The following is a 25,481-nucleotide window of genomic DNA, read 5'->3' on the forward strand; positions in this document are numbered from 1 at the left end:
AGGCGGACGAGGCCCGTGACGGTGACGTCCTCCGGCTCGCTCACGCGTCGTCGACCGCGAGCGCGGCCAGGACGGTCGCGAGGCGCTCGGCCTCGGCGCGGGTGAGGCGCTCGGGCACGCGGAGCTCGGCGGAACCGCCGTCGGCCAGCGGCACCACGTGGGTGAGGAAGGGGCGCGAACCGGGCGGGGAGGCGCGCGGGTTCGGCTCGCCGGGCTCGGGCTCGGCGGCGGGCGGCAGGCTGACCAGACCGGGCACCGTGCCCGCGGGGGCCTCGAGCACCTCCCGCAGGAACCGGGACACCGCGCGCGGCTTGGACGCGTCGTCCCACCAGGCGCCGCTCAGCAGCAGCTCCTGCTTGGCCCGCGTGAAGGCCACGTAGGCCAGCCGGCGCTCCTCGGCCATCTCGTGCTCGCCGCACGCCTCCCGGAACGCCTCGCGCGCCTCCTTGAGCTCCTTCTGCGTCCCGCAGGCCTCGAAGTCCCAGACCGGCAGGTTGGCCCGGTCCCCGCGCAGCGGGTACGGCAGGACGCCGAGGCTGCCCATGCCGCCCAGCCACCCCGCGGACGTGTCGCCCGAGGCGGGGAACACGCCCTCGACCAGGCCGGGGACTGCGACGACGTCCCACTCCAGGCCCTTGCTGGCGTGGACCGTGAGCAGCTGCACGGCGTCGGTGGAGACGTCGGAGGCGCCCGGTTCGAGGCCGCGCTCGCGCACCTCGGCGGCGTCCAGCCACGACAGGAAGCCGCCGAGGCCGGGGGCTTGCGAGGACATCGCGAAGGACGCGGCCGCGTCGGCCAGGGCGTCGAGGTTGGCCCGCTCGCGCTCCGGGGTGCTGCCGGGGCGGGCGGCGACCTCGACGTCGAGGAGCAGGGCGCGCTCGACCTCCCCGACGAGGTCGGCGAGGCCCAGGTGGCTGCGCGAGCGCAGCCGGCGCAGCAGGCCCGCGAGCCGGCTGAGGCGCCGGTGGCCCTCCTCGGTCAGCCCGCGCCCCTCGACCGTGCGCCACGACGCGGGCGGCAGCTCGTCGAGGGCCTCCACGAGGCTGGAGGCCTCCACCTCGTCGGGCAGCACGACGGTCGCCACGTCGTCGGGGCCGGCGTCCGGCGCCGTCTCGAGGCCGGCGTCGACGGGCCGGCCGAAGCGGCGCCGCTGCAGCTGCCGGGCCCACGCGCCGAGCGCCTCGAGGTCGCGCACCCCGATGCGCCAGCGGGCGCCGGTGAGCAGGCGGGCCAGCTGGTCGCCGCGGCCCGGGTCGTGCAGGACGTGCAGGGTCGCGACGACGTCGACGACCTCCGGGGTCGAGAGCAGGCCGCCGAGCCCGACGACCTCCACCGGCAGGCCCGCGTCGCGCAGGGCCCGCTGGAGCACGACGAACTGGCTGCGCTTGCGGCAGAGCACGGCGGCCGTGCGCCGGGGGGCGGGGCGGCCGTCGTCGCCGGTCAGGCCCGTGTCGGCCCGCCAGACCTCGCCGAGGCGGGCGGCGATCTCGGCCGCCTCCTCCTCCACCGTCGCGGCGAAGGCCGTGCGGACCACACCGGGCCCGGCGCCCGGGCGGGGGCGCAGCGTCACGACGGCCCCGGCGCCCGTCCCCGCGGTCGCGGTGGTCGCCAGGGGCGCGGCCGCGACGTTGGCGGCCGCGAGGACCGCCTCGTCGTTGCGCCAGCTCGTCGCCAGGGGCGCCACGGTGGCGGGGGTGCCGTCGGCGCGGCGGAACTGGGCCGGGAAGCTGCGCAGATTGCCCGCGCTGGCCCCGCGCCAGCCGTAGATCGACTGGTGGGGGTCGCCGACCGCGGTCACGGGGTGGCCGTCGCCGAAGAGGGCCTGGAGCAGCGCGAGCTGCGCGAAGCTCGTGTCCTGGTACTCGTCGAGCAGGACGATCCGGTGCCGGGCGCGCTCGGCCGCCGCCACCGACGGGACCTCGCGGGCCAGCCGGGCCGCGAGGAGCACCTGGTCGCCGAAGTCGAGCTGCTCGGCGTCGCGCTTGCGGCGCACGTACTCCCCCAGCAGGGGCACCACGGAGCGGCGGGCGCGCAGCACCGCGACGACCTTGGCGATGTCGGAGTACGGCTCACCGGGGACGTGCGCGCCGTGCTTGGCGATCCACTTGTCGTCGCGCGGCAGCGACACGACCCGCGCCTCGGTGGCCGCGACGAAGCGGGCGACGTCGTCGGGGTCGACGAGGTGCTCGGCGCACTCCCCCGCCAGCTGCAGCAGCGCGGCGGCCAGCGTGGTCGCGGCCGCCTCGACGTCGGGCAGGTCGCCGCGCCAGGTCTCCACGACGTCCGAGGCGAGCTGCCAGGCGCCCGCGTCGGAGAGCACCGTGGACTGCGGCTCGATGCCCAGCCGCAGCCCGTGGTCGGTCACGAGCGAGGCCGCGTAGGCGTGGTAGGTCGCGACGACGGGCTCGCCGTCCTCGAGGCTGCCGCCGCCCGCACCCCGGGCGCCGGTCGCGCCGACGCCGCGCGAGCGCAGCGCGCGCAGCCGCCGCCGGACGCGCTCGGCGAGCTCGCCCGCGGCCTTGCGCGTGAACGTCAGCCCCAGGACGTCCTCGGGGCGCACGAGGCCGTTGGCGACGAGCCACACGACGCGCGACGACATGGTCTCCGTCTTGCCCGACCCGGCGCCCGCGACGACGAGCAGCGGCTCCACGGGGGCCTCGATGACGGCGACCTGCTCGGGCGTGGGGCGGGGGCGGCCGAGCCGCTCGGCGATCTCGACCGCCCCGAGGAGCGTGCCGGGCCCGGGGGCGGGACGTGCTGCGGTGGTGGCGGTCACGACTGGTCCTCCGCGCAGACGCTGAGCCCGGCGTCCTGCGCCGGGCAGCTGGTGAACACCGGGCAGTAGCCGCAGTGCGGGCCGACGATCGCCTCGAAGCGGTCGGCGGCCATGCCGTCCGCGGCGCGGGCGAGCAGGGTCCGCGCCCACTGCGGGTCGTCGTCCTCGCCGAGGGGGTCCTGCCGCTGCACGGGGGCGGTCATCTGCTTGCCGCCCAGCTGGACGAGGGCCGCCCCGCCCGCCTCGACGGGCGTCTCCCCGGCGCTGGTCTCCCCGGCGCTCGTCTCCCCGGCGGCCGGCGCGACGCGGGCGAAGCCGCCGTGCGACGCGGCGAGCTGGTAGACGCCGAGCTGCGGGTTGCGGGCCAGCTCCGCGGCGGCGGGCTGGGACTTGCCCGTCTTGAGGTCGACGACCACGGGGCGGCCGCGGGCGTCGCTCTCGAGACGGTCGACTCGGCCGCGCACGCGGGCCCGTCCGATCACGACGTCGACGTCCTCCTCGACGGCCAGCAGCGCACGGCCGTCCGCGCGGCTGGTGCGGTAGTACTCGGCGAGCTTCTCGAGCATCCGCTCGGCGCGCCGCCGCTCCGTGTCGGCGACCCAGCCGGCGGTCAGCCCCAGCGTGGGCCACAGCGCGTCGAGCCGGGTGCGCAGCTCGGGCAGGGTCGCGTCCGGCGCCTCGGAGGCGATGCGGTGCACCAGGTTGCCCAGGGTCTGCCCGGTGGAGTCGCCGCTGCGGGCGCCCACGGACTCCAGGAGCCAGCGCAGGCCGCAGCGCTCGAACGACTCCACGCGCGAGGGCGAGACGGGCACCGTCTCCTCCGGCTCGCGCAGCGGGCGCTCGTCGGTCAGGCCGCGCGCGCCGTACCAGTCGTCGGGGTCCGCGCCGGCGACGCCGGCCGCCGCGAGGTCGGCGAGGCGGGTCGCCGCGGCGGCCCGCCGCTCGTCGCTCTCCTGGCCCGCGGGCGCGCACAGCACCTGGCGCAGCCGGGCGACGAGCGCGGGCAGGGAGACGGCGCGCGGCACCTCGGACAGGGCGCGCTCGCCGTCGTCGCCGTCCTGCGGGTCGGCGCCGTCGGGGTCCACCAGGTCGACGAAGGCGCTGGGCCGCTCGTCCTCGGTGCGGACGGCGGTGACGGCGACCTCGCGGCGGGCGCGGGTCAGGGCGACGTGGAACAGGCGCAGCTCGTCCTCCAGGACCGCGCGCCGGGCGCCCGGCCCGTCGGCGTCGCGGCCCTCCAGGGCGTCGACCAGGGCCTGCGCGCCCAGCACGGAGCCGCGCAGGCGCAGGTCCGGCCAGACGCCCTCCTGCACCCCGGCGACCACGACGAGGTCCCACTCGCGGCCCACGGCCCCCTGCGGGGTCGTCAGCGTGACCGCGCCCGCGTCGGGGGCCCGGTCGGCGAGGGTGTCCGACGGCACCTCCGCGGTGAGCAGCTGGTCGAGGAAGCGGGGCGCGCTGCCGGCGCCCGGGAAGCGGTCGACGAAGCGGCCCGCGGCCTCGAACAGCGCGAGGACGGCGTCGAGGTCCCGGTCGGCCCGGGCCCCGTCCACCCCGCCCGCGAGCGCCTGGCGCTGCCAGCGCTCGCCGAGCCCGCTGGCGGCCCACAGGGCCCACAGCACCGTCTCCGCGCTGGCGTCCGCCGCGAGCAGCGCGGCCCGGCCGGCGTCGAGGACCGCCGCGACCCGCTGGGCCGGGCGCAGCGCCGTCGTGTCGGCCGCGTCCTCCCCGGCCAGGTGCCCCGCGTCGGCGGGCTCGGCCGTAGCCGGGTCGGCGAGCACGGCGGCCAGGACGGCGTCGCTGCTGCGGCCCCCGCCGGCGGCCAGCTCGCTGCGGCGCAGCGACTGCCGCAGCCGGCGCAGCGCGACGACGTCCGCCCCGCCCAGCGGCGAGGTCACCAGGTCGCGGGCGGTGGACGGGTCGAGCGTGGCGGGGCGCAGCACGACCTCGAGCGCGGTCAGGAGCGGCCGCACCGCGGGCTCGTCGCGCACCGGGACCTCCGCCAGCGGCACGGTGAGGGGCACGCCGGCGGCCACGAGGCCGCGGCGCAGCGCCGCGGTGTGCCCGGCGGAGCGCACGACGACCGCCATCCGCGACCAGGCGACGCCCTCCAGGAGGTTCCGCCGGCGCAGCCGCTGGGCGATCCACGCGGCCTCCTGGGTGGCCGAGGCCAGCACGGCCACCTCGACCCGCCCGGGGCCTGCGGTCACCGGCCCAGGCTCGCGCGGGACCACGGCGGCGCGCTGCGGCGCCCCGCCGAGGGCCCCGATGCGCTCCGCGACGCGACCGGACGCCGCGCGCAGGGCAGGTGCCTGCCGCCACGCGGTGCCGAGCACCAGCGTGGGCGCGGGGCCGCCGTCCGGGGCGCGGAAGCGGTCGGGCAGCTCGGCGGCGATGCGGGCGTCGGCGCCGCGGAAGCCCTGGGTCACGGCGTCCGGGTCGCTGACCACGAGCAGGTCGCGGCCGCCGCCCGCGACGGCCTCCAGCAGGCGCAGGCCCGCCTCGGAGAGGTCCTGCGCGTCGTCGACGGCGACCAGCGACCAGCGGTCGCGCTCGGCCGCCAGCAGCTCCGGGTCCGCGCGCAGCTGCGCCACAGCCTCGTCGACGACGCCGGCCGGGTCGTAGGCGTCGGCCCGGCCGAGGGCGTTCACGGACAGGTACTCCGTCAGCAGGCTCGCCGCGGCCTGCCACTCCGGGCGGCCGTGGCGGCGGCCCAGCTCGGCCAGCGCCTCGGGCTGCAGCCCCCGCTCGACGGCGCGCATCAGCAGGTCGCGCAGCTCGTTGCGGAAGCTGCGCAGCCCCCACGAGGCGCGCGGCACGTCCGCCGGCCACTGCGGCGCCCGCAGCGCCCCCGAGGGCGTCCAGCCGCCGTCGTCGTCGGCGTCGAACAGCGTCGCGGCGACCTCCTCGGCGCTCGCACCGGCCGTGACGTCGAGGTGGCCCGCCAGGAGGTCGGCGAGGATCGAGTCCTGCTCGGCGCCCGAGATCAGCCGCGGCGGGGGCAGGTCGTCGCGGGCGTGCACCAGGCGCAGCAGCCCGAACGCGTACGACTGCGGCGTGCGGGCCGCGGGCTGACCCACGGTGCGGCGCAGGCGGTCCGACAGCTCGTCGCGCAGGGCCCCGGCCGCGCGCCGCGACGGTGCGAGGACCAGCACGCGGTCCGGAGGCGTCCCGTCCCGCTCGACGCGGGCCGCGACCAGCTCGCGCAGGACGCTGGTGCGCCCGGTGCCGGGGGCGCCGAGCACGACGAGGGGGCCGCTGCCGGGGCGGGTGTCCAGGACGGCGCGCTGCGCGGCGTCCGGCGCCAGCGCGCGCACGGGTCGCTGCGGGGCCCGCCGCAGCTGCGGCACGTCCCGGCGCGAGGGGCCGGAGGCGGAGCGCGCCGGGTCCCGGTGAGCGGGATCGCGGTGAGCAGGATCGCGGTGAGCAGGATCGCGGTGAGCGGCGTCCCGGTGGGCGCGGTGGGCTCCGGCGCGGGGCGACCCGCCTGCTCCCGCGGTCTCGTCCACGTCGTCCCTCAGCACGTCGGCCATGCCACCACACCCCTCCGACACGACCCCGGGGACCGCCCGCGCCCCTGCTCGATGCCCGGGCCGCTGCCCCGTCGGCTCACGGCGCGGGGACGCGCCCGGGCGCCGCCAGGCCCAGCTCGGTGACCAGCTCCGTGACCGCCCGGGACCGGTTCAGCGAGTACAGGTGCAGCACCGGCACGCCCTCGTCGAGCAGCCGCCGGCCGCCCTCCAGCGCCATCCGCAGACCCTCCGCGCGGAAGGCGTCGCGGTCCTCGCCCAGCGGGTCGAGGCGGTCCGCGACCCACGCCGGGACGGGCGCGCCGGTGAGGCGGGCCGCGACGTCGAGGACCTTCCGGCTCGTCAGGGGCAGCAGCCCGGGCAGCAGGGGCACCGGGTCCAGGCCGTCCGCGGCGAGCGCGGCCGCGAGCCGGTCGCGCAGCCGCAGGAAGTCCTCGACGTCGAGGCTCAGCTGCGCCACCGCCAGGTCGGCGCCGGCCCGCAGCTTGCCGAGCAGGTGCCGCGTGTCGGCGTCGAGGTCGCGAGAGGCGGGGTGCCCCAGCGGGAACGCCGCCACGGCCACCGACCGGGCGCCGTGCTCGCGCGCCAGCCGCACCAGCTCGTCGGCGTGCTCCAGGCCGTCGGGGTGCGCGACCCACGGCGCCGACGGGTCGCCGTCCGGGTCACCGCGCAGCGCGAGGACGTCGCGCACCCCGGCGTCGGCGAGGTCGTCGAGGACCCGGCGCAGGTCCGCGACGGGCTGGCCGACCGCCGTGACGTGGGCCAGCGGGCGCACCGAGCTCTCGCGGGCCAGGCGCCCCGCGAGCTCCACCGTGCCGTCCCGGCTGCCCCCGCCGGCCCCGTAGGTCACGGAGGCGAAGACGGGGCCGAGCCGCTCCAGGCGGCGCACCGCCTGCCACTGCCGGCGCGCGCCGTCGGCGTCGTGAGCCGGGGAGAACTCGACGGAGAAGCGGCCGCGGGCGGCGAGCAGGTCCGCCGGCAGCGTGCTCATGCGGGCCCCTGCCCGGGCCCGGAGGCGCCGAGGGCCTCCTCGAGGCCGGCGCCGTCCCACCGCGCGCGGTGCAGGTCGACGCGCACCTGCTCCGGGTCGGGGTCGTCGCGGCGCAGGGGGACGTCCTCGGCCCGCCAGTGGGCGACAGCCCGGTCGGCGAGCCCAGGGGCGGCGCTGCCGTCGGCCCGCAGCACGCGCCACCAGCAGACGTCGGACCCGAAGCGGCGCAGCACGTTGCCGACGAAGCGGGGGCCGCGGTCCCCGACGATCTCCCCGACGTCGCCGTAGGTCAGCACGCGCCCCGGCGGGATGGCGTCGACGACCTCGAGCACCTCCTCGGCGCGCGCCGGCAGTCCGGGCGGGCCGGCGGGGGCGGCGGGGCGGGCGGGCACCCGCCGAGCCTGCCAGCCCCGCGGCCGGGCGCCACGCGGGGCGACGGCTCGCGTGTCGGAGGGGGCGGGCACAGTCCCGCCATGCCGCCGCCCGAGGAACCTCCTGCCGCCGCTCCCGCCGGTCGTCCCCCACGCCTGCGCTGGTCCGAGGTCGAGGAGCAGGACCCGGCGCTGGCCGCGGCCGTCCTCGCGCGCTTCACCGCCGCGCGCCACCACGTGCTCGCGACGCTCACGCGCGACGGGTCGCCCCGGGTGTCCGGGACCGAGGTGGACGTCTGGCGAGGGGACCTGGTCGTCGGGTCGATGCAGCACGCGCGCAAGGCCGTCGACCTGCAGCGGGACCCGCGCTTCGCGCTGCACGCCCACCCGGGCGACGGGTCCATGGCCGGCGGCGACGCGAAGCTGGCCGGCACCGCGCGCGAGGTCGTCGACGCGGGCGAGCTCGCGGCCTACGTCGCCGAGCGGCAGCCGCCCGAGCCGTTCCAGCTCTTCCGCCTCGAGCTCACGAGCGTGGTCCTCACCGACCTCGCGGGCGACGGGATCCGCGTGCGGACCCTGCGACCGGGCGCGGGCACGACGGAGGTCGTGCGGGGCAGCGCCGCACCCGGGTGACGCCCGCCGGCGGCCCGACTCGCGTCAGGGGTTGGGCCACGGGTTGGGCAGGGCGCCGTCGAGGCCCTTGGTCTGCTGCATCATCACGGGCGCACGGCGGCCGACGCCGGGGTTCGGCTCGTGGCCGTGACCCAGCAGGTGCCCCACCTCGTGGCTCACGACGTACTGCCGGTAGCCGGTGCGGTCGCTGCCGTAGTCCGGGATCGCGTTGACCCAGCGGTAGGTGGTCAGGACGGCCTTGTCGCCCGTGCGGCACGACAGCGTCCCCATCGTGCGCAGCGGCCGGCACAGCGCGGCCGAGGTGTCGGGGGTGGCCAGGACGAGGCGGAGCTCGGCGTCGCCGTCGGTGCGCGCGAAGCTCGTCGTCCCGCCCGCCCCCCAGCCCCGCGGGTCGTTGAGGGTCGCCAGCGCGAAGGCCGCGAACGCCTGCCCGTCGACGAGCCCGCCCTCCAGGAGGTCCCGCTCCACCTCCACGCGCAGGGTCCGCACGCGCGCCGACGGCGGGGCCGGGGCGCTGCCGGGGACCACGACGAGGTCGCCGCCGCCCGTGGTGGGGACCTCGGCGGAGAGCACGCCCGCGTCGACGTCGGCCTGCGTCAGCCCCGGCGGGAGGGCGGGCGGCGCGGGGGTCGTCGGCACCGGCGCGGCGGGTGGGGCGGCGGTCGTCGAGCTCGCGGACGACGACGACGCAGGCGACGGGGAGCCGGCCGGCGCGGGGGCGGCGTCGTCGCTGCAGCCCGCGACCCCGGCGAGCGCCGCCGCCCCGAGGAGCAGCAGGGCCCGGCGGGGCGGGTGCGCGGGCGCGAGGGGGTTCGGCACGGCCCGAGCATGCCAGCCGCCCCGGCGGGCCCGGGCTGGACGGAGCGGCGGTCCGGTGGGCGCGGGCGGGGTGGCGGGTGGGGCGGCCGTCGTCCGCTCGCGGCGAACGCCTCGCGCACCCCCGCGGTCCTCCGACTAGCCTCCGAGGAGGAACCGCACCGCCGGACCCGGCGGGCGCGGTCGCTCGAGGACCCGGGAGGGACAGCGGTGGAGGTTCGGATCGGCGTGCAGAACGTGGCGCGCGAGCTCGTGTTCGAGTCGGCGCAGGACACCGACGACATCACGGCGGCAGTCGCCGAGGCTCTGACGAAGGGCGGCACCCTGCAGCTGAAGGACGAGAAGGGCCGCCTGCTCGTCGTCCCGGTGGCCTCGCTGGGCTACGTCGACATCGGCGCGTCCGAGGTCCGCAAGGTGGGCTTCGGCCTGTCCTGAGGACGCCGCGCCGCCCCGGTCCGGGACCTGCTCCCGGCCGCGGGCGGCGCCGCACGCGCACGACCCCGCGCCACCGCCGCCCCCGGGCCGCGGTGGCGCTCGTGCGCCGGGGCCCGTCCGTGCACCGCGCGTACCCGGTTGCTCGCGTCGCGGTTACCATGGGGACGTTCATGGTTGCCCGGTCGCCCGTCACGATCGGCTGCCGATCGCCGCCTCGCGGCTCTGACACCGCACGACAAGCCCCGTGAAGGATCCCCGCAGGAAGGTCTGCGGCGGCCCCGGCGCGGTCCGGTGCGAGCCGCCGCCCCTCCCGGGAGACGCATGACCGACACGCAGAACACCACCGCGCCCGACGCCGAGATCACCGCGGCGCTCGACGCCGCGGGCATCCCCACCATCAGCGACGCGGACGCCGTCGCGGCCGCCGCGGCGGCCGAGGAGGCCCCCGCGAAGCCGCCGGCCCCGACCTTCGGCGACTTCGGGGTCGACCCCCGCATCGTCGAGGCCCTGACCGGCGCGGGCATCACCACGCCGTTCCCCATCCAGGCCATGACGCTGCCCGTCGCCCTCAGCGGCCACGACATCATCGGCCAGGCCAAGACCGGCACGGGCAAGACGCTGGGCTTCGGCGTCCCGCTGCTGCAGCGCGCCGCCGTCCTCGGCGACGACGACTACGCCGCGCTGCCCCACCCGGGCAAGCCGCAGGCGCTGGTCATCGTCCCGACGCGCGAGCTGGCCGTGCAGGTCGCGGGCGACCTGAGCACCGCCAGCCGGGTCCGCAAGACCCGCATCCTCACCGTGTACGGCGGCCGCGCCTACGAGCCGCAGATCGAGGCGCTCGTCAAGGGCGTCGACGTCGTGGTGGGCACCCCCGGCCGCCTCCTGGACCTGGCGCAGCAGAAGCACCTCGACCTCTCGCAGGTGAAGTGCGTCGTGCTCGACGAGGCCGACGAGATGCTCGACCTGGGCTTCCTGCCCGACGTCGAGCGGCTGCTGGCCCAGACGCACCCGGCCCGCCAGACGATGCTGTTCTCGGCGACCATGCCGGGCGCCGTCGTGGCGCTGGCGCGCTCGTACATGCGCCAGCCGACGCACATCCGGGCGATCGACCAGGACGACGACGGCGCGACCGTCAAGGCCGTCACGCAGTACGCCTACCGCGCGCACGCCATGGACAAGGTCGAGGTCCTGGCCCGCATGCTGCAGGCTGAGGGCCGCGGGCTGACGATCATCTTCAGCCGCACCAAGCGCACGGCCGCCTCGGTGGCCGAGCAGCTCGCCGAGCGCGGCTTCGCCTCCGCCTCGATCCACGGCGACCTGGGCCAGGGCGCGCGCGAGCAGGCCCTGCGCGCGTTCCGCTCCGGCAAGGTCGACGTGCTCGTCGCCACCGACGTCGCCGCGCGCGGCATCGACGTGGAGGACGTCACGCACGTCATCAACTACCAGTGCCCCGAGGACGAGAAGACCTACCTGCACCGCATCGGCCGCACGGCCCGCGCGGGCAACACGGGCATCGCGGTGACCTTCGTCGACTGGGACGACCTGCCCCGCTGGTCGCTCATCGACAAGGCCCTCGGCCTCGGCTTCGGCGAGCCGCCGGAGACGTACTCGACCTCGCCGCACCTGTTCTCCGATCTGAACATCCCCGCGGGGACCACGGGCCGGCTCCCCCGCGGCCAGCGCACGCGCGCGGGTCTGGAGGCCGAGGAGATCGAGGACATCGGCGAGGTGGGCGCGGCCCGCAGCCGTCGCCCGGGGCGCTCCGGCGCCGCCGAGGAGAAGGCGCCGGCGACGGAGAGCCGGGGCCCGCGCCGCCAGCGCGAGCGCCGCCGCACCGTGAACGGCGAGGACAGCGGCGCCACCGCAGGCGGCGCTGTGGCCACGACGACCGAGGTCGCCCCCGCGGCTGAGGTTCCGGGGACGCAGGCTTCGACGACGCAGGCGCCCGCGACGCAGGCACCGACCGCGGCAGCCCCCGACGCGGACGCCGCCGACGGCGACGGGTCGGCGGACCGGCCGCGCCGCCGGCGTCGTCGCACCCGTGGCCGCTCCGGCGGCGCGGGCACCGAGGAGACGTCGGCGCCCACCGCCGACTGACTCACGACGACGCCGCTCCCCCGGCGTCGTGGACCGGGGACGGGGACGGTCGCCTGCGGGCGGCCGTCCCCGTCGTCGTCCCCGCCCCCGTCCGCCAGGGGCCCCCGCGGGGAGGTCCACCGCAACGGGCCGGGAGGCGATCACGGCCTGATCACCGCAGGCTGGGCGGGTGGAGACCACCCGCACCCCGGCCCTCGCGCGCGCCGTGTCGCCCGGCCTGCACGCCGGGGCGACGCTGGGGGTGGCCCTGCTGGCGGCCGCGGTGCTCGAGGAGGCCCACCCGCTGACCGCCCGCGCCCTGGCCGACGACCCCCGCCACCCGTGGCAGCGCGTGCTGGACCTGTCGGCCCTGCTGCGGGCCGGGGACGACCCCTACCGGGCGCTGGTGCTGGCCTCGCGCGAGCGGGCGTCCTCGCTCACGGGGGACCCGGACACCGACGAGCAGGTCCTCGCGGTCCGGCACGCGCTGCGGGTCCACCTGGTGCTGCGCACCGCGACGCTGGCCGGGCACGAGGTGCCGGGCCCGGACGCCGAGCGCTACGTGCGCGAGCAGGTGGGCACGGCGGTGCTGTGCGGGTCCGAGCCCGAGCGGGTGGCAGGCAGCGTCGCGGAGGTCGACGTCGTCGTGGGGGGCCTGCGCGAGGACCTGCGCCGCGTCGGGGGGCTCGGGCGGCTGCCCTCGCGCCAGCTCAGCGGGCCCGGTGAGGCCCGGGTCGCGGGCTGGCGCGACGCGTCGGCGCTGGCGCCCGCCGTGCTGCCGGACTGGGCGCCCCACGCGGACGTCGTCCTCGGCCGGGCCGCGCTCACGCGGCGGCTGCGGCGGCTGGACGCGGCTGCGGCCGCCGTCAGCCCTGACCGGCGATGAAGGCGCGGACCGCGTCGGCCACGAGCTGCACGGCGATCGCCGACAGCAGCAGACCGGCGATGCGGGTCACGAGCAGGACGCCGCTCTCCCCCAGCACCCGGTGCACGAGGCCCGCGAAGCGCATGGACAGGTACAGGGTGACGTGCACGAGCACGATGCCGGCGGCCACGGCGAGGTCGTCGGCGAGGCCCCGGGCCTGCTGGGCGTAGACCATCGTCGCGACGATGGCGCCCGGCCCGGCGAGCAGCGGGGTGCCCAGCGGCACGAGCGCGACGTTGACGCCGACCGTGCTGGTCGGCTCGTCGCTCTTGCCGGTCAGCAGCTCCAACGCGACGAGGAGCAGCAGCAGCCCGCCCGCGGTCTGCAGGGCAGGCAGGCTGATGTGCAGGTAGTCGAGGATCCGCTGCCCGAACAGGGCGAAGGCGACGATCACGCCGAAGGCCACGAGCACGGCCTGCCGGGCCGCGCGCGAGCGCTCGCCGGCGGAGAACGTGGACGTCAGCCCCAGGAAGATCGGCACGGTCCCGAGCGGGTCCATGATGACGAAGAGGGTGACGAAGGTCTGCCCCAGCAGCTCCCAGTTCACGCGCCGGGCACGTGCCGTCCGCCGGCCCGGCTCTGCGGCTCGGCCGGCGGCCGCGCCGCGGCGAGGACGGCCTCGAGCACGTCGGGGGCCGTGAGGTGCTCGCCGATGAGGTTCTTCTTGCCCGCCCCGTGGTAGTCGCTGGAGCCGGTCACGAGGAGGTCGAGACCGCGCGCGACGTCGCGCAGGTGGGCGCGCTCGTCGGCGGAGTGGTCGCGGTGGTCGACCTCGAGGCCCAGGAGGCCGGCCTCGACCATCTCGTCGATGTCGGTGTCGGCGATGCAGCTGCCGCGCTTGGACGCCGCGGGGTGCGCGAGCACGGGGACGCCGCCGGCCTCGCGCACGAGGCGCACGGCCTCGACCGGGTCGGGCGCGGAGTGGGGGACGAAGTAGCGGCTGCGCCCGGACAGCAGCGTCGCGAAGGCCTCGTCGCGGTCGGGCACGAGGCCCTTGGCCACGAGGGCGTCCGCGATGTGGGGGCGGCCCACGGTCGCGTCGCCGTGCACCTGCGCGAGCACGTCCTCCCACGTCAGGCCCGTGTCGGCGCCGAGGCGCTCGACCATGCTGCGGGCCCGGGTCAGGCGGGACGTGCGGGAACCCTCGAGCAGGGCCGCGAGCGCGGGGTGCGCCGGGTCGTGGAGGTAGGACAGCAGGTGCACCGAGATGCCGCGCTGGAGGCAGCTGACCTCGACGCCGGGGAGGACACGGACTCCGAGACGTTCTCCGGCGGCGATCGCCTCGGCCCAGCCGGCGGAGGTGTCGTGGTCGGTGAGGGCCACGACGTCCAGGCCCGCGGCTGCTGCGGAGGCGACGACCTCCGCGGGCTCTTGCGTGCCGTCGGAGGCGTTGGAGTGCGTGTGCAGGTCGATGCGCACCAGGAGAGCTTACGGCCGCGCGGGACGGCCCCGTGCACGCGCCGTCACCGGCGGCGGGCGACGCCCTCGGGAGGCGTTGCGGGGCAGCGCCTCACGGCCACTGCACGCGGGGCGAAAGGGCGCCGCACGGCACGTCGAGGGTGTGGGCCGGGTCGCGCAGGTCGACGAGGGAGAGGTCGTCCAGCAGGGTCGCGCCGGCGGCAGCGGGCCAGAGCAGCGCCCACAGCCACACCCCGCCGGCCTCCCCGACGAGCACGGCACGGTCCCCCTCGGACTCCACGCCCCACAGCGGCGTGCTGGCGCCGGCGGCGTGCGGACGGGCGGCCGGCGCCCCCGTGACGAGGCCGTCCCCGGGGTCGACGTCGTCGCGGCCCGCCAGGTGGGCGCCGAGGCCCGTGCCGGGGCGTTCGGACACGAGCAGCAGGTCGGCCACCGGGGAGCCGCCGGGCGAGCCGTGGTGGGGGCCGCTGGCGGCCACGACGACGGCCTGCGCGGCGTGCTTCTCGTCGCGCACGCAGCGCGTCCCGGTGAGCAGCCAGCCGTCGGGCAGGGGCCACGGCAGCCACACGGGGACGTCGGAGTGCGCCGCGACCCACTCCAGGTGCCGGCTGTCGGCCGGCTGCGCCGGTTGCAGCGGGACGACCTCTCCGTGCACCGCGCAGGTGGAGCCGTTGTGCCAGATGCTGGGTGCCCGCACCGCCGCGTCGCAGCGGGGGCACCTCGCCGTACCGCCCATGGTCCACAGTCCTACGGGCGGCCCCCGGCGTCAACCGTCCGGTCACGGTCAGTGACGGCCGAATCGGGACGGCACGATCGGGACGGGAAGGTCGGGCGCGGCGGGGGGCGGCGCCGGGCGGGACCTGCCGCGACCGGCGGGATCGGCGATGATGGACCGGTGAGCTCCCAGACGACGCAGCACGAGGCCGCGCCCACCCTCGGCGCGACCGCCGACCCCGCGCTCGAGCAGGCGGTCGACGCCCCCGGCGGGGTGCCCGCGGAGAGCACGCCGGCGACGGAGGACGCGCAGGCGGCGGAGGACGCGAAGTCGCACCGCAGCGTGCCGCGCTCCGCGGCCTTCCGGGCCTTCATCGCCGCGGGCTGGGGCCCGCGCCCCGCCGAGCCCGACGCCCTCGACGCGGCCGCCCCGTTCGCCGCCCGCCGCCGGGAGGTGCTCTCGTCGCTGTTCCCGCACGAGGTGCTGGTCGTGCCCGCGGGGACGATGGTGCGCCGCTCCAACGACACCGACTACCGCTTCCGCCCGCACTCGGCGTTCGCCCACCTCACGGGCCTCGGCACCGACCGCGAGGCCGACGCCGTGCTCGTCCTGCACCCGCGCGGCGACGCCCACGAAGCGGTCCTCTACCTGCGGCCGCAGGGCGCGCGCGACACCGAGGAGTTCTTCGCCGACGCGCGCTACGGCGAGCTGTGGGTCGGGCCCCGCCCGTCGCTGACCTCGATCGCCGCCACGACCGGACTGGCCGTCCACGACGTCGCCGGCCTGGCGCAGGAGCTCGCGGCGTCCGCGGGCGCGGAGACCACGACCGGCCTGCGCCTGCTGCGCGACGCGGACCCGGCCGTCGAGGCGGTCGCCGGCACCGTCCGGCCCGCGACCGGAGCGGACGAGGCGGCCACGGCCGACGAGGAGTTCGCCACCGCCCTGTCCGAGCTGCGCCTGGTCAAGGACGAGTGGGAGGTGCAGCAGCTGCGCGACGCGGTCGCCGCGAGCACCCGGGGCTTCGAGGAGGTCGTGCGCGCCCTGCCGCGCGCCGTCGGGCACCCCCGCGGGGAGCGCGTCGTGGAGGCGGCCTTCGACGCCACGGCCCGCGTCGAGGGCAACGGCGTCGGCTACGAGACGATCTCCGCCGCGGGCGACCACGCCTGCACGCTGCACTGGATCCGCAACGACGGCACCGTGCGCGCCGGGGACCTGCTGCTCGTGGACGCCGGCGTCGAGGTCGACTCGCTCTACACGGCCGACGTGACGCGCACCCTGCCGGTCGACGGCCGGTTCACGCCCGCGCAGCGCCGCGTCTACCAGGCCGTGCTCGACGCCGCCGACGCCGCCTTCGCCGTCGCGAAGCCGGGCGTGAAGTTCCGCGACGTGCACGAGGCCGCGATGCGCGTGGTCGCCGACCGCCTGTCGGCGTGGGGGATGCTGCCCGTCGACGCGGCGACGTCCCTGGACGTCGAGGGTCAGTACCACCGCCGCTGGATGGCCCACGGCACGAGCCACCACCTGGGCCTGGACGTGCACGACTGCGCGCAGGCCCGCCGCGAGATGTACCTCGACGCGGAGCTGCGGCCGGGCATGGTGTTCACCATCGAGCCGGGCATCTACGTCAAGACTGAGGACGAGCTGGCCCCGGAGGACCTGCGGGGCATCGGGATCCGCATCGAGGACGACGTCCTGGTGACCGAGGACGGCGTGGAGAACCTCACCGCCGCCCTGCCCCGCGACCCCGACGCCCTCGAGGCGTGGATGGCGTCGCTGCGCGGCTGACGCGCCGCACGAGAAGACGACGAGAGGCCCCCGACCGCTGCGGTCGGGGGCCTCTCTGCGTGCGCGGGGATCAGCGGTCGCGCTGGTCCCCGGAGCCCTGCTCCTCGCGCGCGCGCTGCTCGGCGGCGCGGCGCTGCTGGCGCTGCTCCTCGATCTTCTGCGCGTACGTGGGCCCGGACAGGTCCATCTCGACGGGGGCCGGCTCGGCGCCCGCGGGCGGCGGCGGGGCGGTCGCGGGGCCGGTGCCGGCCTGCGGCGGCGGACCGTAGGAACCCTGGGGGCCCCCGGCGGCGTGCGAACCCGACGAGCCGGAGCCGGTCGAGCCGGAGCCCGACGGGCTGCCCCACGGCGCACCCCACTGGCTGCTCTCAGCGGGCGGCGCGGGGGTGCCCTGCGCGGGCCCCTGCCCTGCGGCCGGGCCGTCCTGCGGCTGCCCGTACGGCGTGGGGTGCTGCGGCTGCTGCCACGCGCCCTGCGGGCGGCCCAGGCCGTTGGGGAGCTTGGAGAGCACCTGGCGCGCCTGGCCGGCCATCTGGGGCAGGCAGAGCACCGTGTACTCCCCCGCCACGATCTGGCTCGCCGAGGTGAAGTCCCGGCGGCCACCCGTGAGGGCGTAGGAGATGACGCCGAAGAGCATGCCGAACCCGGCGCCGACGAGCAGGCCGGTCAGCAGCCCCGGCGTCCCGCCGTTGCCGAAGACCGAGATCATCAGCCCGATGAGGAGGCCGAACCAGGCGCCGGACGCCGCCCCCGCACCGGCCGCGCGGCCGTAGGTGAGGCGGCCCGTGACGCGCTCGACCATCTGCAGCCCGGTGCCGACGATGGTGACGTTCTGCACGGGGAACTGCTCGTCGGAGAGGAAGTCGACGGCGCGCTGGGCCTCGGCGTAGGTGGCGTAGTTGCCGATGGCCTCCCCCTGGGGAGGCGTGGGGACCCGCTGCTGCGGACCGCTGAAGGGCCCGAGGTTCGACATGTGACGTCCTCACCGGTTCTCGACGACCCGGCGGCGGCCGCCGGGGTGCACCCTGCGGGTGCCTCACCCGGGCAACGTCCCGCACGCGCGGGACGTGCCCGGGACGCGCTCAGGCGGAGCGGCGCTTGGCCCCGGCGCGCTCGGTCGCCTGGACCTCGGTGACGGCGCCCTCGGTGCTCAGGTGCCCGCCGGTGCTCTCCAGGTGCGCCCGCACGAACCAGTGGAACTGCTCGAGCGCCGCGGACTGCCCGATGAGCATGTCCTGCGTGATCGGGTCCAGCTCCTCCGTCGCGGCGATCGCCGAGCGGTGGTCGGTGATGACGCCCGTGTAGACGAGGTCCAGCGCCCCGAGGTGCTCGATCGCGCCGGCGCGGCCGATCGAGTAGTCCGACCAGTCGCGGTCCGCGACGATCGCGCCGGGCGTGCCGACGGGCGAGGCGCCCAGGGTGGCGATGCGCTCGGCCACCGTGTCGGCCATCTCCCGCACCGCGTCGACCTGCGGGTCCAGCATCTCGTGCACCGAGATGAAGTTCGGCCCGACGACGTTCCAGTGCACGTGCTTGAGGGTCAGGTGCAGGTCCGTGAGCGCGGTCAGGCGGTTCTGCAGCAGGGCCGCGACCTCGGCGCCCTGCGAGGGGGTCATGCCGGGGACGGTGAAGTAGGGGTTCCCGGCTGCCTTCGTCTTCTTGCTCTCCTTGGCCATGCACGACACGGTAGGAGGGCCGCGGGCGGTCCGCGCGTCGAGATCACGCGCCCGCGCGACGGTGCGTCGGCGGGCCCCCGCCGGGGGCCTAGCCTGAGGAGCATGACCGGTCCTGCCTCCCGCGTGTTCGCCGCCCGGCTGGCGGGCACCGCGGTGTTCGACCCGCAGGGCGACCAGGTGGGACGCGTGCGCGACGTCGTCGCCGTCCTGCGCAGCCGCGGGCCCAAGCGCGTGATCGGCCTCGTGGTCGAGGTCCCCGGCCGCCGCCGCGTCTTCGTACCCATGACCCGGGTGACGGCCATCGACGTCGGCCAGGTGCTGACGACGGGCCTGGTCAACATGCGCCGCTTCGAGCAGCGCAGCACCGAGACGCTGCTGCTGGCGGAGCTGCTGGACCGCTCGGTGACGCTGGCCGACGGCAGCGGCCCCGCGACCATCGAGGACCTGGGCCTGGAGACCGTCCGCGCGCGCGACTGGCAGCTCACGAAGGTCTTCGTGCGCCGCGGGCACGTCCCCCGGGGGCTGTCCGGGCGGCTGCGCCGGCGCGGGGAGACCCTGACCGTCGACGTCGACGCGGTCGTGGGCCTCACCTCCACCGACGCCGACCAGGGCGCCACGAACCTGCTCGCCGCCTTCGAGGAGCTCAAGCCCACCGACCTCGCGGAGGTCATCCACGAGCTCACCGCCAAGCGCCGCGGGGAGGTCGCGGCCGCGCTGGACGACGAGCGGCTCGCCGACGTCCTGGAGGAGCTGCCCGAGGACGACCAGGTCGAGATCCTCTCCGCGCTCGCGGGCGACCGGGCCGCGCACGTCCTGGAGGCCATGCAGCCCGACGACGCGGCCGACCTGCTCTCCGAGCTGCCGCCCGAGCAGGCCGAGCGCCTGCTGCTGCTCATGGAGCCCGACGACGCCGACCCCGTGCGCCGCCTGCTCGCCTACGACGAGCACACCGCGGGCGGCCTCATGACGTCCGACCCGGTGATCCTCGCCCCCGACGACACGATCGCCGAGGCCCTGGCCCACGTGCGCCGCGTCGAGCTGACCGCGCCGCTCGCGGCCGCCGTGTTCGTCTGCCGCCCGCCGCTGGAGACGCCGACGGGCAAGTACCTGGGCACCGCGCACCTGCAGCGGCTGCTGCGCGAGCCGCCCAACACGCCCATCGGGCAGGTCATCGACAAGGACGTGGAGACGCTCGACCCGAAGGCGTCGCTGCAGCACGTGACCCGGCAGCTCGCGGCCTACAACCTCGTCTCGCTGCCCGTCGTGGACGAGGACGGGCACCTGCTCGGCGCGGTCACGGCCGACGACGTCCTCGACCACCTGCTGCCGGACGACTGGCGCGAGCAGGAGCACGAGGAGTTCGAGGTGGACCGTGGCTGAGAGCAACCGGCGCCGCGTCAAGCGCGAGCGCCAGGAGCGCGTGGGGCTCGACACCCCGCGCGAGGCGGGGCGCCAGCTCCGGCTGCGCCGCCGCGAGGTCGACCCCGACGCCTTCGGCCGCGCCTCGGAGGGCATCGCCCGCTTCATGGGCACGGGGCGGTTCCTCGTCTACATGACGGCGTTCGTCGTCGTCTGGGTCGTGTGGAACGTGGCGGCGCCCGAGAGCAAGCGCTTCGACCCCTACTCGTTCACGTTCCTCACGCTGGTGCTGTCGCTGCAGGCCTCCTACGCGGCGCCGCTGATCCTGCTGGCGCAGAACCGCCAGGACGACCGCGACCGCGTGCTGAACGAGCAGGACCGCTCCCGCGACGAGCGGGGCCTGGCCGACACCGAGTACCTGACCCGGGAGGTCGCGGCCCTGCGGATCGCGCTGCGCGAGGTCGCCACCCGCGACTTCGTCCGCTCCGAGCTGCGCAGCATCCTCGAGGAGCTGCGCGACGAGGACCCGGCGGAGGGCGAGAAGCCCAAGCGCAAGCAGGGCAAGAAGCGCAAGCGGCAGGCCGACGCGGTGCCCGACGAGGCCGACGCCGTCCACGAGACGCGCGTGGTGGCCTCCACCGCACCGCTGGACGAGCCGCAGGACAGCCAGCGCAACCTGCCCGCCGACGCGACGGTCGCGGACCCGCGCGGGTCCGTCACTCCGCCGAACCGGTGACGCCGGCTCCCCCCGCGGGAGCCGACCCGGGCTTCACCCGGACGCCGGACGTGCCGACACCATCCGGGTGACGACCCTCGACACCCCGCGGAGCGGGGCCCCGCTGCCCCCCGCGGGGGCCGACCGCCGCCGCCTCGGCGACGTCCTGGTCGAGAAGGGCCTGCTGGTCCCCGAGGACCTCGACCACGCCCTGAACGAGCAGCGCAGCGTGGCCGGCCCGCGCCGCCGCCTCGGGCAGATCCTCGTCGAGCTGGGCCTCGTCTCCGAGGCCGAGCTCGCCCAGTGCCTCGCGGAGCTCCTCGGCCTCGAGCACGTCGACCTGTCCCGGGCCACGCCGTCGCCCGACGTCGTGCGGCTGCTGCCGCGCGCCGTCGCGGAGCGCTGCCGCGTCCTGGTGCTGGAGAAGACCCCCGCGCACCTGCTGGTCGCGGCCGCCGACCCCACCAACGTCCTGGCCCTGGACGACGTGAAGCTCTACACGCGGGCGCCGGAGCTGCTCGTCGTCGTCGCGGTCGACTCCCAGATCCGCGACCACCTGGCCCGCGCCTGGTCGCTGACCGCGGACACCTCGCAGGTGAACCGGATGGTCGCCGACGCGGACGAGGAGGAGGACGACGTCCCCCTCGCGGGGATGGCGGGCTCCGTCGACGAGGACGCCCCGATCGTGCGGCTCGTCAGCCGGATCCTGTCCGACGCGGTCCGGCTGCGCTGCTCCGACATCCACCTGGAGTCCCAGCGCGACGGCCTGCGGGTGCGCTTCCGCATCGACGGCCTGCTGCGCGACGTCATGCAGGCGCCCAAGCGCGTCGCGCCGTCCGTCATCAGCCGCATCAAGATCATCTCGGGCCTCGACATCTCCGAGCGCCGGCTGCCGCAGGACGGCCGCACGCGCGTCACCGTGGACGGCTCCGCGATCGACTGCCGCGTCTCCACGCTGCCCGCCCTGCACGGCGAGAAGGTCGTCATCCGGCTGCTGACCCGCGGCGACGACGTCCCGACCCTGCCGTCGCTGGGCTTCGAGCCCGAGCAGCTCGCCGTGTTCTCCAAGGCGCTCGCGGTGCCGCAGGGCCTCGTCCTCATCACGGGCCCCACGGGCTCGGGCAAGACGAACACCCTCTACGCGGCGATCCACGCGACCATGACGCCCGAGAAGAACATCGTCACCCTCGAGGACCCCGTCGAGGTGCAGCTGCCCGGCATCACGCAGGTGCAGGTGCACGCCAAGGTGGGCATGACGTTCTCCGCGGGCCTGCGCTCGGTGCTGCGCCAGGACCCCGACATCGTCCTCATCGGCGAGGTCCGCGACGGCGAGACCGCCGAGCTGGCGCTCAAGGCCGCCATGACGGGGCACCTCGTGCTCACCACCCTGCACACGAACTCCGCCGTCGGGGCGCTGACCCGCCTCGTCGACATGGGCGCGGCACCGTTCCTCGTGGCGTCCTCGCTGACGGCCGCGATCGCCCAGCGCCTGGTGCGCAAGCCCTGCGACTCCTGCAGCGACGGCTACATCCCGGACCCGGACACCCTCGCCCTGCTCGGCCTCACCATCGAGGACATCCTCGACGCGACGCCCCTGCGCGGCAGCGGCTGCCCCGACTGCGGCGGCACCGGCTACCGCGGCCGGACGGCCGTCTACGAGGTCCTCGACGTCACCACGAGCATGCGCAAGATCCTGCTGGCCTCCCCGACGGAGTCGGCCCTGGCCGAGGAGGCCGAGCGGGCCGGGATGCGGACGCTGCGCCACTCCGCGCTGGCCAAGGCCATGCGGGGGGAGACGACCTTCGAGGAGGTCGTCCGCGTCACCGCCGGCTGAGCCGCGCCCGCGGCTCCCCCGTACCCTGGGGCCGTGCCCCAGATCCCCGACGCGCTGACTCCCGACGCGATCCGCGCGGCGCTCGCGCACGTCGACGACCCCGAGCTTCACCGCCCGATCACCGAGCTCGGCATGGTGGACGCCGTCGAGGTCCGCGGCGACGGCTCCGTGGACGTCAAGATCCTCCTGACGATCTCCGGCTGCCCCATGCGCGACACCCTCACCTCCACCGTCACGGCCGCCGTGCGCTCGGTGCCGGGCGCGGGCGTGGTGCGCGTGCAGTTCGGGACGATGAGCCCCGAGCAGCGCGCGAAGGTCACGGCGACCATGCGCGGGACGACGTCGGCCGCGCCGACCATCGCCTTCAACGCCCCCGGCAACATGACCCGCATCTACGCCGTGGCCTCCGGCAAGGGCGGCGTCGGCAAGTCCAGCGTCACGGTGAACCTCGCCGCCGCCATGGCCGCCGACGGCCTCACGGTCGGCGTCCTCGACGCGGACGTGCACGGCTTCTCCGTCCCGCGCCTGCTGAGCGTGACCGGCCGCCCCACGCGCGTGGACCAGATGATGATCCCGCCGACCGGGCACGGCGTGCGGGTCATCTCGATCGGGATGTTCGTGCAGGGCAACCAGGCCGTGGCCTGGCGCGGGCCGATGCTGCACCGGGCGCTGCAGCAGTTCGCCTCGGAGGTCTTCTGGGGCGACCTCGACGTGCTGCTGCTGGACCTGCCCCCGGGCACGGGCGACATCGCCATCAGCGTCGGGCAGCTGCTGCCGGGCGCCGAGGTGCTCGTCGTGACCACCCCGCAGGCCGCGGCCGCGGAGGTCGCCGAGCGGGCGGGCGCGATGGCCGTGCAGACCGAGCAGCGCATCGCCGGGGTCGTGGAGAACATGTCCTGGCTGCCCATGCCCGACGGCAGCCGCCTCGAGGTCTTCGGCTCCGGCGGCGGTCAGCGGGTCGCGGACTCCCTCAGCGCGCAGCTCGGCGCCCGGGTCCCGCTGCTCGGCCAGGTGCCGATGGACATCAGCCTGCGCGAGGGCGGCGACGAGGGCCTGCCCGTCGTCCTGGGCCACCCGGACAGCCCGGCGGCCGTGGCGCTGCGCGAGGTCGCCCGCGGCCTGGCCCGCCGGCCGCGGGGCCTCGCGGGGCGCTCGCTCGGGGTCAGCGTCGCCTGAGACGGGCCGTGCGCCCGTCCCGGTGACCGGCCCTGCGGCCGGTCCCGGGGTGGCTCAGGTGGCGTCCTCGTCGAAGGGGACGGTGGAGGCGGCCGCCTCGGGCGTGCCGGACGGCTTCTTGCCGAGGTCGACGCCGGAGCCGGTGGCCCCCGCCGCCGAGCTCGCGGTCGAGCCGGTCTTCTTGGCCGGGGTGGGCTCGTCGTCCCACACGTCGGAGAGCGCGTCGCGGACGATGCGCCGCGGGTCGTACTGGCGCGGGTCGAGCTTCTGCCAGTCGATGTCGTCGAACTCCGGGCCCAGCTCCTCGCGCATCTGCGCCTGAGCGCCCTTGGCGAAGCGCCGGGCGGACTTGACCAGGTGCGCCAGCTGCTCGGCGTACTGGGGAAGCCGCTCGGGCCCGAGGATCACGAGCGCGACCAGGATGAGGACGATCAGCTCGCCACCGTTGACTCCGAACACGGGGGCAGCTTAACCGTCGGCCTTGAGAGTCACCTGCACGTCGGCCGGTCCACTCCCCCGGCGGACGCTCAGGGTGACCGTGTCACCGGGCTCGCGGGCACGGATGTCGACGATGAGCTCCTCCGACGTCGTCACCGGCCGGCCGTCGATGGCCAGCACGACGTCGCCGGGGCGCAGGCCCGCGGCCGCGGCGGGGCCGTCGGGCTGGACCGCGGGGGTGCCGTCGGGCGCGTCCGCGTCGAGGATCTTCACGCCCTCCCCGGTGTAGGCCGGGTCCAGGGACACCCCGATGACCGGGTGCACGGCGCGGCCGGTCTGGATGAGCTGCTCGGCCGTGCGGCGCGCCTGGTTGGAGGGGATCGAGAAGCCGAGGCCGATGCTGCCGCCCGCCGACGCCTGCCCGGGCAGCTGGGCGATCGCGGAGTTCACGCCGATCACCTGGCCCTGGGTGTTGAGCAGCGGCCCGCCGGAGTTGCCGGGGTTGATGGCCGCGTCGGTCTGCAGCGCCTGGATGTAGGAGACGTCGCCGGTCGCCTCGCCCGCCGTGACGGGGCGCTTCAGCGCGGAGACGATGCCCTCGGTCACGGTGCCCTGCAGGCCGAGCGGCGCACCGACCGCGACGACCGGGTCGCCCACGACGACGGCCGCGGAGTCGCCCATGGTCAGGGCGCGCAAGCCGTCGCGCTCCACGCGCACGACCGCGAGGTCGTAGGAGGCGTCCGCGCCGACGACCGTGCCGGGGACCTGGACGCCGTCCTCGAAGACCACGGTGATGCCGTCGTCGCGGGCCCCCGCGACGACGTGGTTGTTGGTCAGCACGAACCCGCGGTCGTCCAGGACGAACCCCGAGCCCGTGCCCTCCCCGTCGCTGCCCTCGACCTGCAGGGACACGACGCTGGGGAGCGCGGCCGCGGCGATGCCCGCGACCGAGCCGGCGGGGCGCACCGTCGTCCCGGCCGGCGGGGCGGGGAGGCTGACGTCGGGGTAGCTCGCCGCGGGGCTGTCGAGGCGGTCGTACAGCGCACCCCCGGCCAGGCCCCCGACGAGGCCGAGCACGAGGAAGGCCGACGCGGTGCCCAGCCAGCGGGCCGCCCCGGCCCGGCGGCGCGGCGCGACGGCCACCGCCTCGGGCGGGGCCGGCGGCCACTGCTGCTCCCCCGCCCACGGGTGGGCCGGAGGGGCGGCGGGCGGCTCCGGCCACGTGCCGTGCTCGTCGTTCCAGCGCTGCTGCGAGGCGGCCCAGTGCTCCTGACCCGCAGGCCCGTACGAGGCGTCACTCGTGTGAGGGGCGTCCGCGTGCTCCCAGGCGGGCGCCTGCTCGCGAGCCGCCGGCGGCGCGGCCCAGGGGTCGTGCTGCGGCGCGGGGCCGCGATCGCCCTCGTCGTGACCGCGCCCCCCGGACCCGGGGCGGTGCCAGCCCTCCGGCGGCGGGGCCTCGCTCACCGCAGCGAGGTCGGGGACGCGCTGGGGGCCGGCCCCGAGGCCGACGGGCCGGTGCTGGTGGGAACGGTGGCCGTCGCGGACGGGCTCATCGTCGCCACGGGGACCGTGGTCGGGCTCGCGCTGGAGGACGGGGTGGTCCGCAGCTCCGCCACGGGCGGCGCCGCGCCCTGGGGACTGCCGAGCACGAGGACCCCGACGATGCCCGCCCCGACGAGGTAGAACGTCCCGGCGAGGGCCACGGCGACGGGACGCCGGCGCAGCAGGGGCACGCGGCGGCCCGCGGGACGGGCAGCCGGGGAGGGGCGGCTCGCGCGGTCGGCGCGGGCCGGCGGGGCGACGCCCACGGC

The 25,481-nt window shown here is 77.0% G+C and carries 21 protein-coding genes and 1 pseudogene; 9 read left to right on the plus strand and 13 right to left on the minus strand.

The window, feature by feature from the left end:
- Positions 1-40: 40 nt before the first annotated feature.
- The 4 genes from F1544_RS19665 to F1544_RS25920 form a co-directional block, all read right to left on the minus strand.
- Positions 41-2,776, minus strand: coding sequence for an ATP-dependent helicase (locus tag F1544_RS19665; RefSeq protein WP_167587903.1), 2,736 nt, complete (start codon positions 2,774-2,776; stop codon positions 41-43).
- Entirely contained in the window at positions 2,773-6,126 is a 3,354-nt protein-coding gene (locus F1544_RS19670; RefSeq protein WP_208972242.1) for an ATP-dependent helicase, read from the minus strand. The genes F1544_RS19665 and F1544_RS19670 overlap by 4 nt, the downstream gene beginning before the upstream one ends.
- A gap of 259 nt (positions 6,127-6,385) precedes the next feature.
- Positions 6,386-7,297: a methylenetetrahydrofolate reductase gene (locus F1544_RS19675; RefSeq protein ID WP_167587907.1), complete on the minus strand. Its 912-nt coding sequence runs from the start codon at positions 7,295-7,297 to the stop codon at positions 6,386-6,388.
- Complete coding sequence (locus tag F1544_RS25920) at positions 7,294-7,689, minus strand: MGMT family protein (protein WP_167587909.1); 396 nt, start codon at positions 7,687-7,689, stop codon at positions 7,294-7,296. Before F1544_RS25920 ends, F1544_RS19675 begins: the two co-directional genes overlap by 4 nt.
- Positions 7,690-7,770: 81 nt before the next feature.
- On the opposite strand from F1544_RS25920, the gene F1544_RS19685 reads away from it, so the two are divergent.
- Positions 7,771-8,301, plus strand: a complete 531-nt coding sequence (locus tag F1544_RS19685; protein ID WP_167587911.1) for a pyridoxamine 5'-phosphate oxidase family protein — start codon at positions 7,771-7,773, stop codon at positions 8,299-8,301.
- 24 nt (positions 8,302-8,325) lie between these two features.
- Here the strand turns inward: F1544_RS19685 and F1544_RS19690 are convergent, their stop codons facing one another.
- Positions 8,326-9,120 (minus strand): DUF3152 domain-containing protein, encoded by a 795-nt coding sequence (locus F1544_RS19690; RefSeq protein ID WP_208972243.1) that lies wholly within the window; start codon positions 9,118-9,120, stop codon positions 8,326-8,328.
- 207 nt (positions 9,121-9,327) lie between these two features.
- Here F1544_RS19690 and F1544_RS26575 point away from each other — a divergent pair, with 207 nt between their 5' ends.
- From F1544_RS26575 to F1544_RS19705, 3 genes are all read left to right on the plus strand, one after another.
- Positions 9,328-9,552 carry a DUF3107 domain-containing protein gene (locus F1544_RS26575; RefSeq protein ID WP_167587912.1) on the plus strand — a complete coding sequence of 75 codons (225 nt, stop codon included), beginning with the start codon at positions 9,328-9,330 and terminating at the stop codon, positions 9,550-9,552.
- Positions 9,553-9,873: 321 nt separating this feature from the next.
- A complete protein-coding gene (locus tag F1544_RS19700) occupies positions 9,874-11,649 on the plus strand; it encodes a DEAD/DEAH box helicase (protein WP_167587913.1) in 1,776 nt (591 codons plus the stop codon).
- A gap of 169 nt (positions 11,650-11,818) precedes the next feature.
- Entirely contained in the window at positions 11,819-12,514 is a 696-nt protein-coding gene (locus F1544_RS19705; protein WP_167587914.1) for a hypothetical protein, read from the plus strand.
- Here the strand turns inward: F1544_RS19705 and F1544_RS19710 are convergent.
- The 3 genes from F1544_RS19710 to F1544_RS25925 all read right to left on the minus strand — a co-directional run bounded on the left by F1544_RS19710 (position 12,495) and on the right by F1544_RS25925 (position 14,708).
- Positions 12,495-13,100, minus strand: a complete 606-nt coding sequence (locus F1544_RS19710) for a MarC family protein (RefSeq protein ID WP_167587915.1) — start codon at positions 13,098-13,100, stop codon at positions 12,495-12,497. The two genes, F1544_RS19705 and F1544_RS19710, sit on opposite strands and share 20 nt — an antisense overlap.
- The gene (locus tag F1544_RS19715; protein ID WP_167587916.1) at positions 13,097-13,972 is read right to left on the minus strand and encodes a PHP domain-containing protein; all 876 of its coding nucleotides are present in this window, start codon (positions 13,970-13,972) and stop codon (positions 13,097-13,099) included. Before F1544_RS19715 ends, F1544_RS19710 begins: the two co-directional genes overlap by 4 nt.
- Positions 13,973-14,063: 91 nt before the next feature.
- Positions 14,064-14,708, minus strand: a complete 645-nt coding sequence (locus tag F1544_RS25925) for a DUF6758 family protein (RefSeq protein WP_167587917.1) — start codon at positions 14,706-14,708, stop codon at positions 14,064-14,066.
- A gap of 252 nt (positions 14,709-14,960) precedes the next feature.
- Between F1544_RS25925 and F1544_RS24895 the strand changes: the two genes are divergently transcribed.
- Positions 14,961-16,472, plus strand: a complete 1,512-nt coding sequence (locus tag F1544_RS24895) for an aminopeptidase P family protein (protein WP_167587925.1) — start codon at positions 14,961-14,963, stop codon at positions 16,470-16,472.
- A 70-nt stretch (positions 16,473-16,542) separates the two neighbouring features.
- Here F1544_RS24895 and F1544_RS19730 read toward each other — a convergent pair whose 3' ends face one another.
- Together F1544_RS19730 and F1544_RS19735 are read right to left on the minus strand one after the other, a co-directional pair.
- On the minus strand, positions 16,543-17,445 hold the full coding sequence (locus F1544_RS19730; protein WP_167587918.1) for a YflT domain-containing protein: 903 nt from the start codon (positions 17,443-17,445) through the stop codon (positions 16,543-16,545).
- Between the two features lie 109 nt (positions 17,446-17,554).
- Positions 17,555-18,148 (minus strand): Dps family protein, encoded by a 594-nt coding sequence (locus F1544_RS19735; protein ID WP_167587919.1) that lies wholly within the window; start codon positions 18,146-18,148, stop codon positions 17,555-17,557.
- Positions 18,149-18,250: 102 nt separating this feature from the next.
- On the opposite strand from F1544_RS19735, the gene F1544_RS19740 reads away from it, so the two are divergent.
- The 4 genes from F1544_RS19740 (at position 18,251) to F1544_RS19755 (ending at position 23,232) form a co-directional block, all read left to right on the plus strand.
- The gene (locus F1544_RS19740) at positions 18,251-19,528 is read left to right on the plus strand and encodes a magnesium transporter MgtE N-terminal domain-containing protein (protein ID WP_167587920.1); all 1,278 of its coding nucleotides are present in this window, start codon (positions 18,251-18,253) and stop codon (positions 19,526-19,528) included.
- Positions 19,521-20,243 (plus strand): DUF1003 domain-containing protein, encoded by a 723-nt coding sequence (locus F1544_RS19745; RefSeq protein ID WP_167587921.1) that lies wholly within the window; start codon positions 19,521-19,523, stop codon positions 20,241-20,243. Before F1544_RS19740 ends, F1544_RS19745 begins: the two co-directional genes overlap by 8 nt.
- A gap of 67 nt (positions 20,244-20,310) precedes the next feature.
- Positions 20,311-22,056, plus strand: coding sequence for a GspE/PulE family protein (locus tag F1544_RS19750; RefSeq protein WP_308470206.1), 1,746 nt, complete (start codon positions 20,311-20,313; stop codon positions 22,054-22,056).
- 33 nt (positions 22,057-22,089) lie between these two features.
- Positions 22,090-23,232, plus strand: a complete 1,143-nt coding sequence (locus tag F1544_RS19755) for an Mrp/NBP35 family ATP-binding protein (protein ID WP_308470207.1) — start codon at positions 22,090-22,092, stop codon at positions 23,230-23,232.
- Between the two features lie 54 nt (positions 23,233-23,286).
- Here F1544_RS19755 and F1544_RS19760 read toward each other — a convergent pair whose 3' ends face one another.
- From F1544_RS19760 to F1544_RS19770, 3 genes and pseudogenes are all read right to left on the minus strand, one after another.
- A complete protein-coding gene (locus F1544_RS19760; protein WP_167587922.1) occupies positions 23,287-23,691 on the minus strand; it encodes a Sec-independent protein translocase subunit TatB in 405 nt (134 codons plus the stop codon).
- Between the two features lie 9 nt (positions 23,692-23,700).
- Positions 23,701-25,134 (minus strand): S1C family serine protease, encoded by a 1,434-nt coding sequence (locus F1544_RS19765; protein ID WP_167587923.1) that lies wholly within the window; start codon positions 25,132-25,134, stop codon positions 23,701-23,703.
- Positions 25,131-25,481, minus strand: a pseudogene (locus tag F1544_RS19770) (hypothetical protein); the annotation flags it as partial. The pseudogene F1544_RS19770 and the gene F1544_RS19765, both read right to left, overlap by 4 nt.

It is taken from the genome of Kineococcus rubinsiae, from assembly GCF_011839805.1.
GTDB lineage: Bacteria > Actinomycetota > Actinomycetes > Actinomycetales > Kineococcaceae > Kineococcus > Kineococcus rubinsiae.

Excerpts from the sequence above, each read along its gene's own strand:
- F1544_RS19740 (WP_167587920.1), top strand. The coding sequence starts at position 18,251 with ATGACCGGTCCTGCCTCCCGCGTGTTCGCCGCCCGGCTGGCGGGCACC.
- F1544_RS19735 (WP_167587919.1), bottom strand. The coding sequence starts at position 18,148 with ATGGCCAAGGAGAGCAAGAAGACGAAGGCAGCCGGGAACCCCTACTTC.
- F1544_RS19675 (WP_167587907.1), bottom strand. The coding sequence starts at position 7,297 with ATGAGCACGCTGCCGGCGGACCTGCTCGCCGCCCGCGGCCGCTTCTCC.
- F1544_RS19685 (WP_167587911.1), top strand. The coding sequence starts at position 7,771 with ATGCCGCCGCCCGAGGAACCTCCTGCCGCCGCTCCCGCCGGTCGTCCC.
- F1544_RS19700 (WP_167587913.1), top strand. The coding sequence starts at position 9,874 with ATGACCGACACGCAGAACACCACCGCGCCCGACGCCGAGATCACCGCG.
- F1544_RS19730 (WP_167587918.1), bottom strand. The coding sequence starts at position 17,445 with ATGTCGAACCTCGGGCCCTTCAGCGGTCCGCAGCAGCGGGTCCCCACG.
- F1544_RS25925 (WP_167587917.1), bottom strand. The coding sequence starts at position 14,708 with ATGGGCGGTACGGCGAGGTGCCCCCGCTGCGACGCGGCGGTGCGGGCA.